Raw genomic sequence first — 15,340 nt, forward strand, 5'->3', positions numbered from 1 at the left:
GCTGTCTCCCGACCGAGGCCGGCCATGAGCGCAACATCGGACGAACACGACTCGCCCGGCGACCTCCACCCGCTCGTCAAGGCGGCCGAGGCCGCCATGATGCGTTCGCTGATCGACCCGGACCACGCCATGCGCGCGAGCCGCGTCATCCTCGCGGCCGCCCGCCGCGCCAGAGCTGCCGAGGCCACCGCCGTGGCGCTTAGGTCGATGGCGCTGGCCGCCCGCGAGCTGGGCGACCTGGAGGCCGCCGAACACCACCTCCGCGAGGCCATCGGCACGGCCGGAGCGCCGCCCGAGCGGATCGCCCAGGCGCGGCTGTCCCTCGTCACCGTACGCACCGAGCGCGGCCACCCCCTCCAGGCCCTGCGCGTGGCCGCCCTGGCCTGGGCCTACCTCACGCCGCTCGACCGCGCCAAGCTCGACACCCAGCGCGCGGTCGCCCTGGCCCACCTCGGCCGCTACCAGGAGGCCATCGCCTCCTGCGACCGCGCCCTGCGGGCCCTCGTGACCGCGCCCGGCACCATCGACGACCGCAGGTTCCTGGCCGGCGGGCTGCTCAACCGCGGCCTCATCCACTCCTACCGGGGCGACTGGGACGCCGCCATGCGCGACCTCGCCGCGTGCCTGCAGATCTCCCAGCACGCCGGGCTACGGCACCTGGCCCGGCTGTCCGCCGCCAACCTGCCCTTCCTCGCGGTGCGCCGGGGCGACATCGCCGGGGCGTTCAAGCACTACAGCGAGGCCGAGGACACGCTGTTCGGCTTCCCCGAGCGGCTGGCCACGATGCGGGCCGACTTCGCCGGCGCCCTGCTGGCCGCCCATTTGCCCGGCGAGGCCAGGGCCATGCTGAGCCTGGCCGTACCGGACCTGGAGGCGTCGGGGGCGCGCGCCGCGCTGGCCGAGGCGCGGCTGAAGCTGGCCCAGGTGGAGCTGCTGACCGGCGACCCGCACCGGGCCAGGCAGGTGGCCGAGCAGGCGGCGGGCGAGCTGGCCGCGCAGGATCGGCTCTCGTGGCTGCCGCTGGCCCGGGAGGTCCTCCTGCGCTCGCGGCTGGCCCTCGAACCCGTCACGCCCGAGCTGGTGGCCGAGCTGATCGCATGCGCCGACGACCTGGAGGAGGGCTCCCACCAGGCGGGTGCGGCGGCGCTGCGGCTGGCCGCGGCCGAGGCGGCGCTCGCCGTGGACGACCACCCGACGGCCTCGGCGCAGCTGGCCAGGCTCACCCGGCACGCCGAGCAGCGCGAGCGGTGGATGCCGGACGGCACCCGGCTGACCTCGCTCGCCTCCGAACCGCAGGCCAGGCAGTTCGCGCAGGCCGCGCAGATCCCGGTGCCGGTGCGCCAGCACGCGCTCGCGCTGCAGGCCGCGCTCCAGGAGGACGTGACGGGGGCCTTCCGGGCGATACGCGACGGGCTGGCCGAGGTGAGCGGGCGCGTGGAGGCGTTCGAGGACCCGTCGCTGCGCGCCCACGCGGCCCGGGCCGGGGAGCGGCTGGCGGCGTTCGGGCTGGAGGTGGCGGTGCGCGACGGGAGCGCCAGGGAGGTGTTCGAGTGGGCCGAGCGGTGGCGGGCCGTGGCGGCTCCGGCCCACGCGTGCGCCCTGGTGGACCCCGACCGGGTGCGGGCGGAGCTGGGGCGGGGGGCGCTGGTCGAGTACGTGGCGGACGGCGACGCGCTGCTGGCCGTACTCGTGACCGGAGAGCGCATGCTCCTGCGCCGCCTCGCCGGCGTGCGGCAGGTCAAGGAGGCGATCGTCCAGCTCCGGTACGCGCTGCGCCGCCAGGGCCATCCCCGCGACGTCGAGGCCGCGGCCACCGAGGTCGAACGGCTGGTGCTGCGGCCCCTGGCGGCCGACCTGGCCGACCGCCCCCTGGTGGTGGTGCCGGTGGGCGCGCTGCACACGTTGCCGTGGGGGGCGCTGCCGTGCCTGCGGGAGCGGCCGGTCAGCGTGGCGGCCGGCGCGGCGGCCTGGCTGCGGGCGCGCAAGGCCCGGGGCTCGCGCTCCGGCGGGCCGCCTTCGGTGGTGGCGGCGGCCGGACCGGCGCTGGCGCACGCGTACGCCGAGGTGGCGCACGTGGTGGCCTGCCATCCCGGCGGGCGTCAGGTGCCCGGGCGCATCGGGCCGGTGCTGGAGTCGCTGGGGACGGCCGACGTCGTGCACCTGGCGGCGCACGGGGTGTTCCACGCGCGCAGCCCGCTGGTGTCGGGGATCACGCTGGAGGACGGGTCGCTGATGGCGTACGACCTGCTGGACGTCTCGCGCTCGGCCGGGCTGGTGGTGCTGTCCGCGTGCAACTCGGGCATGTCGCGCACGCCGATGGAAGGGGCGCCGCTGGGCCTGCCCGGGACGTTCCTGGCCAAGGGGTCGTCCTGCGTGGTCGCCGGGCTGGTGCCGGTGGAGGACGAGGCGGCCCGGGCGGTGATGAGCACGTTCCACGAGCTCGTGGCGGCGGGGCAACCGCCGGACACGGCCCTGGCGTGCGCGGCGGCCAAGACGGGCGAGACCGGGTTCGCCTGCTTCGGGGCGGGCGACCAGCCGCTCTATTAGGCGGGTCAGCCGGTGGCGACGGGCCTCGACGGGTCGGCCACCCAGTTGGACCAGGAGCCCACGTACAGTGCCGCCGGCAGGCCCGCCACCGCCATGGCCAGCACCTCGTGCGCGGCCGTCACGCCGGAACCGCAGTAGGCGCCCGCCTCGACCCCTTCCCCCACGCCCAGATCGGCGAAGCGCGCCCGCAGCGCCCCGGGGTCGAGGAACCTGCCGTCGGGTCCGACGTTCTCCGTGGTGGGCGCGCTGACGGCACCGGGGACGTGCCCGGCCACCGGATCGACCGGCTCCACCTCGCCCCGGTAGCGCTCCGCGGCCCTGGCGTCGAGCAGCACGCCCCGGCCGGCCAGCGCCGCCGCCTCGTCGGCCGTCAGCACCGGCATCCCGCCCGGTCGCGCGGTGAAGTCGCCCTCGACCGGCTCGGGTGTCTCCTTCGTGGTCGGCAGGCCGGCCTCGATCCAGGCGGGCAGCCCGCCGTCGAGCACGCGTACGTCCTGGTGGCCGAAGTAGCGCAGCGCCCACCAGGCCCGGGCGGCGACGGTGGACCCGGCGTCGTCGTAGACCACCACCGGCCGCCCGTCCGAGACGCCCAGCCGCCGCATCGCGCCCTGGAACGCCGCCGCGTCCGGCAGCGGGTGGCGCCCGCCCTCTCCCGGGGGCGCCGCGAGGTCCGCGTCGAGGTCGCAGTAGACGGCACCCTCGATGTGGCCCTCGCGGTAGAACTCCAGCCCGGGCGGCCCGCCGAGCCGCCAGCGCACGTCGAGCACCGTCGCGCCGTCGAGCGCGGCCAGATCGGCGGGGGTGATCAGCGGGCTGGTCACGTGTGTACCTCCAGGAGCGGGACGTGCTGTTCGGCCGTCGTCAGCGAGCCGTGATAGCCGGTGAAGAGGGCCTCGATGCGTTGCTTGGTGGGGGCGGTGATGGCCAGGTCGGTGTGCGGCACGGCCACGACGTCGCCGATGCGCTCCAGCCACGCGTCGCGTACGACGGGACCGAACCAGCCGGACTCGACCGCCTCCTGCCTGGACACCACCCACGCCTTGCCGCGCAGGGTCTCGCGCCACGCCTCCAGCACCTGCTTCGCGGCCCCCGGGCGGGCGTAGACGTGCCTGGCCCTGGCCTCGCCGCCGAGCAGCGCGACCCCCTCCGTCAGCTCGGGGACGCTCTCCGCGTCGAGCTTCTCGGTGGCGTTGACCATGCCGTGGTCGGCGGTGACATAGAGGGCGGAGCCGGGCGGCAGGCCCTCGGCGATGCGCCGGGCCATGTCGTCGACGATGGTGAGCTGGCGCAGCCACTCCTCGCTGCCCCAGCCCACCATGTGGCCGGTGGCGTCGAGGTCGCCGTAGTAGACGGTGACGTGGGCGCGCCGCCGCTCGCGCAGCGCCTCGCGGACGCGGGCGACGCGGTCGTCGACGGACTCGGCGGGGACATAGCGTACGCCGCGGTAGACGGCCCTGGTCAGGCCGGTGCCCTCGAACTCGGCGGGGGCGACGTAGACGGGCTCGATGCCGGCCCGGGCGGCGCGCTGGTAGACGGTCGTGGCCGGCTGCCACACCTCGGGGTCCATCGTCAGGCCGTCGGGGAGGGTCCAGCGCAGGCAGTTGAACAGGTGACCGGTGCCCGGCACGGCCAGCATCAGGCCCACCATGCCGTGCTCGCCGGGCGTCAGGCCGGTGCCCAGGGAGCACAGGCTCGTGACGGTGGTGGCGGGGAATCCGGCCGTGAGCGTCCTGCCCGCCAGGCCGGACAGGAAGGGGGCGGCCTCGGGGTGGGCACGCAACATCTCGGCGCCCAGGCCGTCGACCAGGAACAGGCAGACGCGGTCGGCCGGCTCCAGGGCCAGCGCGTTGGGCTCGCGCAGGCCGAGGGCGGCCAGCAACGAGCCAGGCAGATCCACCAGCGACGCGCCGCCGTATCCCGGCACCAGCATGCCTCCCAGTCTAGCCCTCCGTGATCTCCTACCGCCGCTCCCGCATCCACCGGCCCTCCGGGTGCACCGCCGTGGCGGGCTAACACGGCCCGCCGCCATGCTGGAGAGCCGACATGCGGGCGGGGTGCGACAGGCCGCTGTGCTGGCCAGGCGCGAGACTCCGCCGTGCTGGAGAGCCGCCGGGCGGGCCCCGGCGACACGCCGCCGACCGGGGTGCCGGCCTGGTGGAGTCGCGGCCGTGTCACCGACACGATCACTGTGCTACGTCAGCGGCGTCGGCGCGTGGCGCCGGAGGGCCGTCATGCGCTGGAGGGACGCCCGGCCAGAAGGGCCGCCACGAGCGGAGGACCGCCCTGTGCGGCGTGCAGCCTGTGGCGCGGCACCGCTCGCATGCGTGCCGTCAAGTCGAGCCGAGGTTTCCGGCGAGCGACAAAGCCACCCGCCGCGCGGGGGCCACCGCGCCGGTCAGCTGCGGTGCAGGCGGCCAGGATGCGCTGGTGCGGCGCCGCCAAGCCGTGCATCGGCACCCCACCGTGTCGGACGGCCGGCGTGTGGGCAACGGCAGGCGCGTGGCGGGCGCCGTGCGGGGGTGCCCGTCTGGGGCGGGGGTGAGGGCTGGGGAAGGGTCAGGAGGTGGCGCGGGCGGTGGCTTCGGAGAGGGCCTTGGCGAAGGAGAGGACGTGGGTGACCGCCTCGGGACCGTCGGCGGCCTCGCTGACCCGCAGCGACAGGTCGTCCGCCGTGATGGCACCCGTGTAACCGTGGTCGGCCTCGCAGTTTTCGTCGCCGCACGTGGCCGGCTCCAGGTCCACGTGGGAGATGGCGCCCCAGCCGATCGTGAGCGTCACCTCCGTGGGAGGGACGCCGGGAACGTAGGAGGCCGGGTCGGGCACCACGCGGGTGACGGCGACCGACTGGACGCGGCTCAGGCGGACGGCCTCCGTGGTCGTGGAGGCATGGGACGCCGAGACGCCCTCCACCGCCGGGTGCTCGTCCGTGTGGCACACCAGCAGCCGGGTCGTCGACAGCACCAGGACGGTGACGTGGCGGCGCACCTCCATCGCGGGATCGAAGGTCGCCTCGTGATGGACCACGAACGCGGTCACGGCCTCCTTGCCCAGCGCGGATTCGACCGCATCGGTGACGAGGTCGGGGTAGTAGCCGCTGCGTTCGATCGCTTCACGCAGGCCCGCGGCTGAGACTCGGGTTTCCCTCATGGCTCCATCCTGCCAGGACCGGGCAGTGCACTCACCCGCCGGACATAACGCTCTATAACGTCTTCCATCCGTGCACCACAGGGCACTTGTTCCCCTTGATTCGCCAAGGGCGATCAGCCCAGCCGGCGGGGACCACCGTCGAGGCGCGGGCCCGCCGGAGTGCGCAGGGTGGCCCGGGCGCCGAGGATCATGACGTCCGACTCCCCCACGAGCACCTGGTCCAGGTCCAGGCGGGCCAGCTCCGGCAGGTCGTGGGCCAGGCGGCCGACGCGTACGAGGAGGTCTTCGAGGGCGTCCACCGCCACGGGCGGGTAGCCGTACTCGCCGAACAGCAGCGGCGCGGCGCGTACGGACCGGACCAGCTCGGAGGCGTCCTCCCCGGTCAGCGGGGCGAGGCGGAAGCCCTGGTCCTGGAGGAGGCGCGCGGTCACCTCGCCGAGCCCGAACGTGACGACGGGCCCGAACGCGGGGTCCTCGATCACGCCCACGACCGTCGGCACGGCGGGCTGCGGCGCCATCCGCTGGACCGCCAGCTCCGCCTGGTCACCGAGCTGCTCGGCGAACTCGGCGTACGCGTGGCGCACCATCTCGGGACCTGTCAGCCCCAGGCGTACGGTCCCGGCGCGCCGGGAGGCCCCCGGATCGGCCACCTTCACCACCACCGGCCAACCCAGCCGCTCGGCGGCGGCCACGGCCTCGTCCGGCGAACGGACGGTCTCGGCGGGCCAGACGGTCATCCCGTAGCAGGACAGCAGCTCGGTGGCGTCGATCTCGACCGGCGGCCCGGCCTGCGCGAAACCGCCCGCGGAGGTGTCGGGACCGGCCGCGCTGCCGGACAGGGTCCGCTCGGCCAGCGCCCTGGCACAGCCGGTGTCGATGCCGTCCAGCTCGGGCGGCGGCGTCGCCGGGTGGGCGCGCCAGGTCGCGTAGCGCACCACGTGGGCCAGGGCCCGGACGGCCTCCTCGGGGGCCGCGTACGAGGGGATGGACCCGCGCGAGGGGCCGGTGCCCGGCACGCGCAGGGCCGGATGCATCCCCAGATGCCCCCGGAACGTCGTGAGCACCGGCTTGGCGGCGTCCTTCGAGACCCGCAACAGCTCGTCGGCCACCTCGTCGTCCCTGCCGGGGATCGGCGGCATGTAGATCACGACGGCCGCGTCCACGTCGGGGGAGGCCAGCTCGCCGGCGAGGGCGGTGCCGTACTCGGAGGGGCCCGCGGCGGGGCCCAGGTTGACCGGCGCGCGCGGCTCCAGGCCGGCCGCGAGGCAGGCGTCGGCGGCGAGCAGGCCCAGCGCGTCGGAGTTGGTCACGAGCGCGACCCTGGGACCGGCCGGCAGCGGTTGGTACGCCAGCAGCTGCCCCACGTCGAAGAGCTGGATGAGGTCGTCCACCCTGATCAGGCCCGCCTGCGCGAACAGCGAGCTGATCGCCGAGTCCGGCAGCCGCAGCTCCTCCGCCGAGTGCCCGGTGGGGGTGCCGCCGCTCTTGACCACCACGATCGGCTTGCTGCGGGCGATCCGCCTGGCCAGCCGGGTGAACTTGCGCGGATTGCCGAGCGACTCCAGGTAGAGCAGGATCACCTCGGTGGAGTCGTCCTCCTCCCAATATTGCAGCAGGTCGTTGCCCGAGACGTCGGCCCTGTTGCCCGCCGAGACGAACGACGAGATGCCCATGCCGCGCTGCGCCACGCGTTGCAGGAGAGCGGTGCCGAGCGCGCCCGACTGGCTGAAGAAGCCCACCTTGCCCCGGCCCGGCACGGTGGCGGCCAGGGTGGCGTTGAGCTTGACGGCGGGGTCGGTGTTGGCGATGCCGAGGCAGTTGGGGCCCACGACGCGCAGGCCGTAGGAGCGGGCGATGCGGGCCAGCTCGTCCTGCCTGGCCCGGCCCTGCGCGCCGGTCTCGCCGAACCCGGAGGAAACCACGACCAGGCCGTGCACGCCCTTCTCGGCGCACTCCTTGACCACGTCGATCACGCCCTCGGCCGGCACGGCGACCACGGCCAGGTCGACGTCGCCGTCGATCGCCCCCACGCTCGCGTACGCCCGCACGCCCGCCACCGCCCGCACCTCCCGGTGCACCGGATAGACGGGCCCGGTGAAGTCGGCGGCCAGCAGGTTGCGCAGGACGGTCTGGCCCACGCCGCCGGGCTCGCGCGAGGCGCCGATGACCGCGACCGACCCGGGGGTGAGCAGCCTGGCGATCGACCGGGACTCGGCCCGGTGCTCGCGCGCGGTCGTCACCTCCGCCGAGGTGTCGGTGGGGGTCAGGTCGAGCGTCATGCGTACGACGCCGTCCTCGAACTGGCTCTGGGCCGTGTAGCCGGCCTGGCGCAGCAGCCCGGTCATGCGCATGTTGGCGGGCAGCACGTCGGCGATGAAGCGCTCGATGCCGCGCTCGCGGGCCGTGGCGGCCAGGTGCTCCAGCAGGACGGAGGCCACTCCCCTGCCCTGGTGGGCGTCCTCGACGAGGAAGGCCACCTCGGCCTCGCCCGGGCCGGTGCGGTCGTAGCGGATCACGGCCACCATCTCGGTGCCGATGGTGGCGATCAGCGCGACCCGGTTGACGTAGTCGACGTTCGTGAACCGCTCGACTTCCCTGTCGGAGAGCCGGGGCCGGGGTCCGAAGAACCGGAAATAGATCGACTCGTCGGACAGCCGGGAGTAGAAGGAGCGGAGACGGTCCGCGTCGGCGGGCCTGATCGGCCGCACGTGCGCGGTCCCGCCGTCGGCCAGGACGACATCGGCCTCCCAGTGGGCCGGATATTGTGCCTCCACAGATTCGAGCGTAAACCCGCATCCCAAATGCCAAGACCCCGGGCCCTGTTGGGCAACGCTTGTGCATCGACTCAGGCCCGGTGTCCGAGGTAAGCCCCACGGGCGGGCCGGAAGCTGTTAGTTTTGCCGTGGCGTTTCAGCCGTGGCCAGGCTCGATCTGAAGGCAGCAAGGTGGTGACATCATGACGCGGGTCGTCGTGGTGGGCGATCTCATGACCGACGCGGTCGCGCGCGCCCGTTATGCGCTCGCCCGGGCGAGCGACACCCCGGCGATCGTGACCATGCACGGCGGTGGCTCGGGGGCCAACATCTCCTCCTGGCTTGCCGTCGAGGGCGCCGAGGTGGCCTTCATCGGCCGCAGGGGCGCCGACATCACGGGCCGCAACCGCGACATGGAGCTCATGGGCTATGGCGTGGACGCACGGCTCGTCATGGATCCCGAGCGGCCGACCGGCACCTGCGTGGTGCTCGTCACCCACAAGGGCGAGCGCACGATGCTGTCCGACCCGGGTGCCAACGCCGCCCTGTCGCCGGAGGATCTGCCGCGCGACCTGTTCACCTCGGGCACGCACCTGCACCTGTCGGGCTACACGCTGATCAACGAGGGCTCGCGCGACGCCGGGCTCGCGGCGCTCGACATGGCCAGGCGCGGCGGGATGTCGATCTCCGTCGACTGCGCGTCGTCGGCGCCGCTGGAGCGCACCGGTGCCGAGCCGTTCCTCGAGTGGACCGACGGGGCCAAGCTGCTGTTCGCCAACGTCGACCAGGCGAAGGTGCTGACCGGCCGCGACGACGCCGAGGCCGCCGCCAAGGTGCTCGCCGCGTGGTTCCCGCAGGTCGTCATCAAGATGAGCGCCGAAGGCGCGCTGTGGTACGGCAACGGCCGCCCCGATCCCGTACGCGTGGCCGCCGACCCGGTCGACAAGATCGTCGACGGCACGGGCGCGGGTGACGCCTTCTGCGCCGGATTCCTGCCGCCGTGGCTGGAGGGCAAGCCCCCGGCCGAGGCGCTGGCGTCGGGCAGCCGGCTGGCGGCCAAGGCGATCATGCACCTGGGCGCGCGGCCGCCGTTCTAGGCGACCACGGCGTGCGTCCCTTACGACCGGGCGATCCCCCATCGGTCGGCTCCTACGAGATCATCGGATTTCTCGGCGAGGGCGGCCAGGGCAGCGTCTATCTCGGCGTCTCGCCGTCCGGCGAGCGGGTCGCGATCAAGCTGCTGCACGCCAGGTTCGCCGGTGACGCGACCGAGGTACGCCGCTTCCGCCGCGAGGCCGAGGCGGCCCGGCGGGTGGCGGAGTTCTGCACCGCACGGGTGCTCGAGGTCGGGACCGTGCACGACCAGCCGTACATCGTGGGCGAGTACGTCGACGGCCCCTCGCTGCAGCACCACGTCACCGCGGAAGGGCCGGTGCGCGGGCCGGCACTGATGCGGCTGGCGGTCACCACGGCCACCGCGCTGGTCGCCATCCACGGGGCCGGGGTGGTGCACCGGGACTTCAAGCCGAGCAACGTGCTGCTGGGCCCCGACGGGCCCCGCGTGATCGACTTCGGCATCGCGCGGGCGCTGGACGCCAGCCACAGCATGACGACCGGGATCGTCGGGACGCCCGCCTTCATGGCGCCCGAGCAGTTCCTCGGGGAGGCCGCTCCGGCGAGCGACGTGTTCGCGTGGGCGGGGACGATGGTGTTCGCGGCCACGGGGCGGGCGGCGTTCGGGGTCGGGGCGCTGCCGGTGGTGATGCACCGGATCCTCAACCTGGATCCGGATCTGTCCGGGGTGCCCGGGGAGCTGGCTCCGCTGCTGTGGGCCTGCCTGTCCAAGGACGCCCGGTGCCGGCCGACGGCCGAGCAGCTGGTCCGGGACCTCATCCGGGCCGGCACCACCGTACCCGCCGCCCAGACTTCCCCGCCGATCCCCCTCCGGCCATCGCCGCCTCCGGCCGGGGGTCCGGTCGGGCGCCCGAGGGAAGGCCCGGCTGGGGGCACGGCTGGGGGCACGGCTGGGGGCACGGGGCCGCCCCCGCCGGTTGCCGCCACCGCGCCGCTCCGGCGGGTCCGCAAGGCGCTGATCCCCATCGGCGCGGCGGTCACCACCCTGGCGGTGACCGCCGCCATCTGGCTGGTCCGCCAGGCGGACCAGCCGAGCGGAACGGGCGGGACGGCCGCCTCCGCCGCACCGTCGCCGGCGGCGTTCGGGGCGGCCGTGGGGAACGTCGCGAACCCCTCCACGAAGACCGGCGGCACGCTGCGCGTCGTCTCGACCTCCACCATCGAGTCCACCGACCCCGGCAACATGTACGCTCCCCACTCGCTGAACCTGGTGCGGCTCTACGGCCGGTCGCTGACGATGTTCAAGCCGGTGCCCGGGGCCGCCGGCACGCAGATCGTGCCGGATCTGGCCGAGTCGCTGGGCGTGCCGAGCGATGGCGGCAAGACGTGGACCTACAAACTACGAGACGGCCTGAAATATCAGGACGGCTCGCCGATCCTGGCCAAGGACGTCAAGCACGCCGTGCTGCGCAGCATGGACCCCGACTTCGCCAACGGCTCCGCCCATCTGGACCTCCTGCTCAACCTCCCCACCGGCTACCAGGGGGCCTACAAGTCGCCCGGGGTGTCCACCGACACGGCCGTCGAGACGCCCGACGACCGCACGATCATCTTCCGCCTGAAGGCCCCGTACTCCACGTTCGACCAGGTCGTGCAGCTCCCCGAGACCGTCCCGGTGCCCGCCGCCAAGGACACGGGGGCCCGGTACGGCAAGAGCGTCCTCGCCTCCGGCCCGTACCGGCTGGAGAGCGTGACGGACAACAAGGTCGTCCTGGCGCGCAACGAGCACTGGTCCGCCGCGACCGACCCCAACCGGCGACCGCTCCCCGACTCGTACGAGCTCGACTACGGCGTCCTCCCCGAGGACGCCGACCGGCGGCTCCGGGACGGCACCGCCGACGTCGGCCCGAGCGTCGCGCGGGACGACGTGCCCGGGGTGCTCGCCGACCCGGCGCTCAAGGCGCGGGCCGACGCGCCCGTCACCACCGGCGTCCGGCTCCTGGCGATCAACCCGGAGGTCCCGCCGTTCGACAGGCCGGACTGCCGCCGGGCGGTCGTCCAGGCGCTCGACCTGAGCGCGCTTCGCCTGGCGTACGGCGTCGAGCAGGCGCCCGTGCCCACGTCGCTGCTGCCGCCCACGATCAGCGGCCGCCGCCACGCCGACCCGGACCTCCACCCGGAGGGCGACCCGGGGGCCGCCCGGCAGTCGCTGGTCAAGTGCGGGCAGCCGAACGGGTTCAAGGCCAAGTACGTCTACCGCGACCTGCCCGCCGAGGCCCGCGCCGCCGAGGCCGTCCAGAAGGCGCTGGCCGAGGTGGACATCGACGTCAGCCTGGAGCGCGTCCCCATCGCGGAGTTCCACGAGAAGAAGGGCGGCAGCCCCGACTACCTCAAGGAGCACGGGATCGGGCTGATCGCCAAGGGCTGGTCCCCGGACTGGCCCGACCCCGAGTCGTTCCTGTCGCTGGTGGCGGACAGCAGGCAGATCAACGAGGAGTCGTACTCGATCAACGTGAGCGTCCGCGTCCGGAGCATCGACGACCTCATCGACCAGGCCAGGAAGGAGCTGGACAGCTCAGAGCGGGCCGAGCTGTGGTCTCGGGTCGAACGGTCGCTGGCCGACGAGCACGTGCTCGTGCCGATGGCCTGGCAGGTGCCGCTGCTGCTGCGCGGCCGGAACGCCGCGAACGTCCACGTGAGCCCGGTGTACGGGGACTACGACCTGCTCACCATGGGCGTCAGCTGACGGTCGCCAGGGCCAGGGGGAGCACGGCCGGCGCGCCGGCGTGGCGGACGAGGGCCGCGCCCAGCGTCATCGTCCACCCCGTGTCGACGCGGTCGTCCACGAGCAGGACGGGCCCGCCGCACTGGGCGATGGCGACGCCCAGGTCCTTCGGCATGGCCAGCGTGCCCCTGATCGCCTGCACCCGCTTGGCGCTGTTGAACTGCTGCCCGGGCGAGCCCGCGCGGTAGCCCAGCTCACCCAGGTAGGACAGCCGCCCGACCTGCGCCAGCCGCTCGGCGAAGCCGCGCACCAGCTTGGGCCGCGTCGCGGACGGCACGCTGACCACCGCGACCGGGCGCTCGCGCCAGTCCCACGCCGACAGGACCTTGATCACGGCCGCGAACATGTCGTCGGCCATCGGCCCGTCCTCGCGGGCGAACAGCTCCCGCAGGCGGTTGCCCCACCCGATGTCGGTCAGCCGCCCGAGCGCCCTGCCCGGCTCGGCACCCAGCTCGGGCTTGATCCGCCCGGACAGGTCGGACAGGCCGGTCGGCCACTGCTTGCGGGCCTCGATCTCCACGCCGGGCCTGCTCAGCCGCTCGCGCGCGCTCTCCACGGCCTGCGCGCCGATCTCGGGCGAGCGGTGCCGCCCGGTGCAGTTGTCGCAGCGCCCGCACGGTGTGGCGCTGTCGTCGTCGAGGTGCCTGCGCAGGAACTGCTCGCGGCACTCGGTCGTCGTCAGGTAGGCGAGCATGGCGTCCTGCTCGGCCCGGCGCTCGGCGGCGATGCGGGAGTAGCGCTCGCCGTCGTACGCCCACGGCTCCCCGGTGGCCTCCCAGCCGCCCTTCACCCGGCGGACGGCGCCGTCCACGTCGAGCACCTTGAGCATCATCTCCAGGCGGCTGCGGCTCAGGTCGACGGCGCTCTCGAGGGCCGGGGTGGACATGAGGCCGCGCTCCTCCAGGGTCTGGAGCGTGGTGCGGACGACGGGCTCGGGCGGGAAGGCCAGCGAGGCGAAGTAGGCCCAGATGTCGCGGTCTTCGACGCCGGGCAGCAGGATCACCTCGGCCCGCTCGACACCGCGCCCGGCCCGGCCGACCTGCTGGTAGTAGGCGACCGGCGACTGCGGCGCCCCCACATGCACCACGAACCCCAGGTCGGGCTTGTCGAACCCCATCCCGAGCGCGCTCGTGGCCACCAGTGCCTTGATCTTGTTGTTGAGCAGCGCGTCCTCGGCCGCCAGCCGCTCGGCCGGCTCGGTCTGGCCTGAGTAGGCGGCCACCTCCAGCCCCTGCTCGCGCAGGTAGCCGGAGATCTCGTGGGCGGCGGCCACGGTGAGGGTGTAGACGATGCCGGAGCCGGGCAGCTCGCGCAGCGTCTGGGCCAGCCAGGCCAGGCGCTGCTCGGCGGTGGGCAGGCGGACGACGCCCAGGTGCAGGCTCTCACGCTCCAGCGGCCCGCGCAGGACGAGCGTGTCGTCCCCGTCGGGCCGCAGCTCGGCGGGCAGGCGGAGCTGCTCGGCCACGTCGCGGGTGACGCGGGCGTTGGCGGTGGCGGTGGTGGCCAGGACGGGGATGCCCGGCGGCAGGTCCGCGAACAGCGTGGACAGCCTGCGGTAGTCGGGCCTGAAGTCGTGGCCCCAGTCGGAGATGCAGTGGGCCTCGTCGACCACCACGAGCCCGGCGCTCTCGGCCAACTCGGGCAGGACGTTGTCGCGGAAGTCGGGGTTGTTGAGCCGCTCGGGGCTGACCAGCAGCACGTCGACCATGCCGTCGGCGACCTGGCCGTAGATCTCCTCCCACGCCTCCGGGTTGGCGGAGTTGATCGTGACGGCTCGGATGCCCGCGCGCTCGGCGGCGGCGATCTGGTTGCGCATGAGGGCCAGCAGCGGCGAGACGATGACCGTGGGGCCCTCGCCGAGCTCGCGCAGCAGCGAGGTGGCCACGAAGTAGACGGCCGACTTGCCCCAGCCGGTGCGCTGCACGACGAGCACCCTGCGGCGATCGACCACGAGCGCCTCGATGGCGGCCCACTGGTCTTCTCGGAGCACGGCGTGCTCGCCCGCCAGCGCCCGCAGGCGCTCCTCGGCCTCTTCACGCAGCATCGCGGCATCGGGGGCGTCAATCATGCCTCCTTGTTACCAGCTCCGGCCGACGGAATGCGCCCGCTGTGCCCATACCGGGTGCCCATTCTCCGGAACTGTGGGGTTCGACGGGACGTTGGAGCAGACACACCACCGGATCGCCGCCCGCAGGAGGGCTGATGACGGGGCTGGCCAGCGCGCCGGTAGCCCCGGCGACGAACGCGCGCCGCCGGGAGAGCAACGCAGTCGACCATTTACGAATCTTCGCCCGGGTGCTCCTGGCGGCCATGGTCCTGGCCACGGCCGGCTGTGCGGGCACCAACGTCAAGGCGTCGTACCACCCGGCCTTCCTGCCGGTGAAGCTCGAATGGGCCAACGGCGAGGTGAAGCTCGCGGGAGAGACCTCGCTCGTCACGCCGATCGGGGTCTTCTCCATCGGGGCCGAGTACAGCCTGCCCGACAAAGAGGCGGACTCCCTCTACGTCATCATCCGCGACGGCCTCGGGAGCGCCGACCATCCGGAGATCGCCGGATTCGACCACATCTACAAGATCAAGAGCGGCTCGGGCCAGTTCACGGCCGTGGTCAACGGCACGGCCGTGATCCAGGTCGTCGACCGGCAGGTGCTCATCGACGTGACCGACGGCAGCGTCCAGACCATCGAGTTCAAGGGCGCCCAGCCCGTCGTCCAGGAGCGCGGCTCGACCATCGGCGACCGGTGGCAGGCGTACTGGGACGGCTCCTTCTACTCGCCCATGGCGCTGTCCCGGTGGGCGTACGACGACTCCACCATGACCAGCTGGCTCGGCCTCGGGTTCCTGTGGTTCCTGGTCCGCCTGGCGCTGGCGATCGTCCTGGGCCTGGTCGACCTGCTGCTCACCGTCGGCTGCACGGTGGCGGCCGCCGCCTTCGTGCTCTTCGGCCCGACCGGACGCAACATCGCGTACGGCGTGGAGGCCCTGACGTTCCTGATCTGCACGTGGATCGCCTGGGCCTACTTCAGGCTGTGAA

The 15,340-nt window shown here is 73.8% G+C and carries 9 protein-coding genes; 4 read left to right on the plus strand and 5 right to left on the minus strand.

The genetic code is table 11. The annotated features are described in order from the left end of the window. Nucleotides 1-24 precede the first annotated feature (24 nt). Nucleotides 25-2,547 (plus strand): CHAT domain-containing tetratricopeptide repeat protein, encoded by a 2,523-nt coding sequence (locus AB0J69_RS05095; protein WP_364113009.1) that lies wholly within the window; start codon nucleotides 25-27, stop codon nucleotides 2,545-2,547. Nucleotides 2,548-2,552: 5 nt separating this feature from the next. On the opposite strand, the gene AB0J69_RS05100 is transcribed toward AB0J69_RS05095, so the two are convergent. The 4 genes from AB0J69_RS05100 to AB0J69_RS05115 all read right to left on the minus strand — a co-directional run bounded on the left by AB0J69_RS05100 (nucleotide 2,553) and on the right by AB0J69_RS05115 (nucleotide 8,468). Continuing rightward, nucleotides 2,553-3,368: a sulfurtransferase gene (locus tag AB0J69_RS05100; RefSeq protein WP_364113011.1), complete on the minus strand. Its 816-nt coding sequence runs from the start codon at nucleotides 3,366-3,368 to the stop codon at nucleotides 2,553-2,555. Continuing rightward, the gene (locus tag AB0J69_RS05105) at nucleotides 3,365-4,477 is read right to left on the minus strand and encodes a nucleotide pyrophosphatase/phosphodiesterase family protein (RefSeq protein WP_364113013.1); all 1,113 of its coding nucleotides are present in this window, start codon (nucleotides 4,475-4,477) and stop codon (nucleotides 3,365-3,367) included. Before AB0J69_RS05105 ends, AB0J69_RS05100 begins: the two co-directional genes overlap by 4 nt. A 626-nt stretch (nucleotides 4,478-5,103) precedes the next feature. Continuing rightward, nucleotides 5,104-5,694: a DUF5998 family protein gene (locus tag AB0J69_RS05110; RefSeq protein WP_364113015.1), complete on the minus strand. Its 591-nt coding sequence runs from the start codon at nucleotides 5,692-5,694 to the stop codon at nucleotides 5,104-5,106. A gap of 113 nt (nucleotides 5,695-5,807) precedes the next feature. Beyond that, on the minus strand, nucleotides 5,808-8,468 hold the full coding sequence (locus tag AB0J69_RS05115; RefSeq protein WP_364113017.1) for a GNAT family N-acetyltransferase: 2,661 nt from the start codon (nucleotides 8,466-8,468) through the stop codon (nucleotides 5,808-5,810). 182 nt (nucleotides 8,469-8,650) lie between these two features. On the opposite strand from AB0J69_RS05115, the gene AB0J69_RS05120 reads away from it, so the two are divergent. Together AB0J69_RS05120 and AB0J69_RS05125 are read left to right on the plus strand one after the other, a co-directional pair. Continuing rightward, complete coding sequence (locus tag AB0J69_RS05120) at nucleotides 8,651-9,544, plus strand: sugar kinase (RefSeq protein WP_364113019.1); 894 nt, start codon at nucleotides 8,651-8,653, stop codon at nucleotides 9,542-9,544. 11 nt (nucleotides 9,545-9,555) lie between these two features. Then, the gene (locus AB0J69_RS05125) at nucleotides 9,556-12,267 is read left to right on the plus strand and encodes an ABC transporter substrate-binding protein (RefSeq protein WP_364113021.1); all 2,712 of its coding nucleotides are present in this window, start codon (nucleotides 9,556-9,558) and stop codon (nucleotides 12,265-12,267) included. Here the strand turns inward: AB0J69_RS05125 and AB0J69_RS05130 are convergent. Then, entirely contained in the window at nucleotides 12,260-14,374 is a 2,115-nt protein-coding gene (locus tag AB0J69_RS05130) for a RecQ family ATP-dependent DNA helicase (protein WP_364113023.1), read from the minus strand. The genes AB0J69_RS05125 and AB0J69_RS05130 overlap by 8 nt on opposite strands. 134 nt (nucleotides 14,375-14,508) lie before the next feature. Between AB0J69_RS05130 and AB0J69_RS05135 the strand changes: the two genes are divergently transcribed. Further along, complete coding sequence (locus AB0J69_RS05135; protein ID WP_364113025.1) at nucleotides 14,509-15,339, plus strand: hypothetical protein; 831 nt, start codon at nucleotides 14,509-14,511, stop codon at nucleotides 15,337-15,339. Nucleotide 15,340: the final 1 nt, after the last annotated feature.

This window comes from Nonomuraea sp. NPDC049709, assembly GCF_040674815.1.
Classification (GTDB): Bacteria; Actinomycetota; Actinomycetes; order Streptosporangiales; family Streptosporangiaceae; genus Nonomuraea.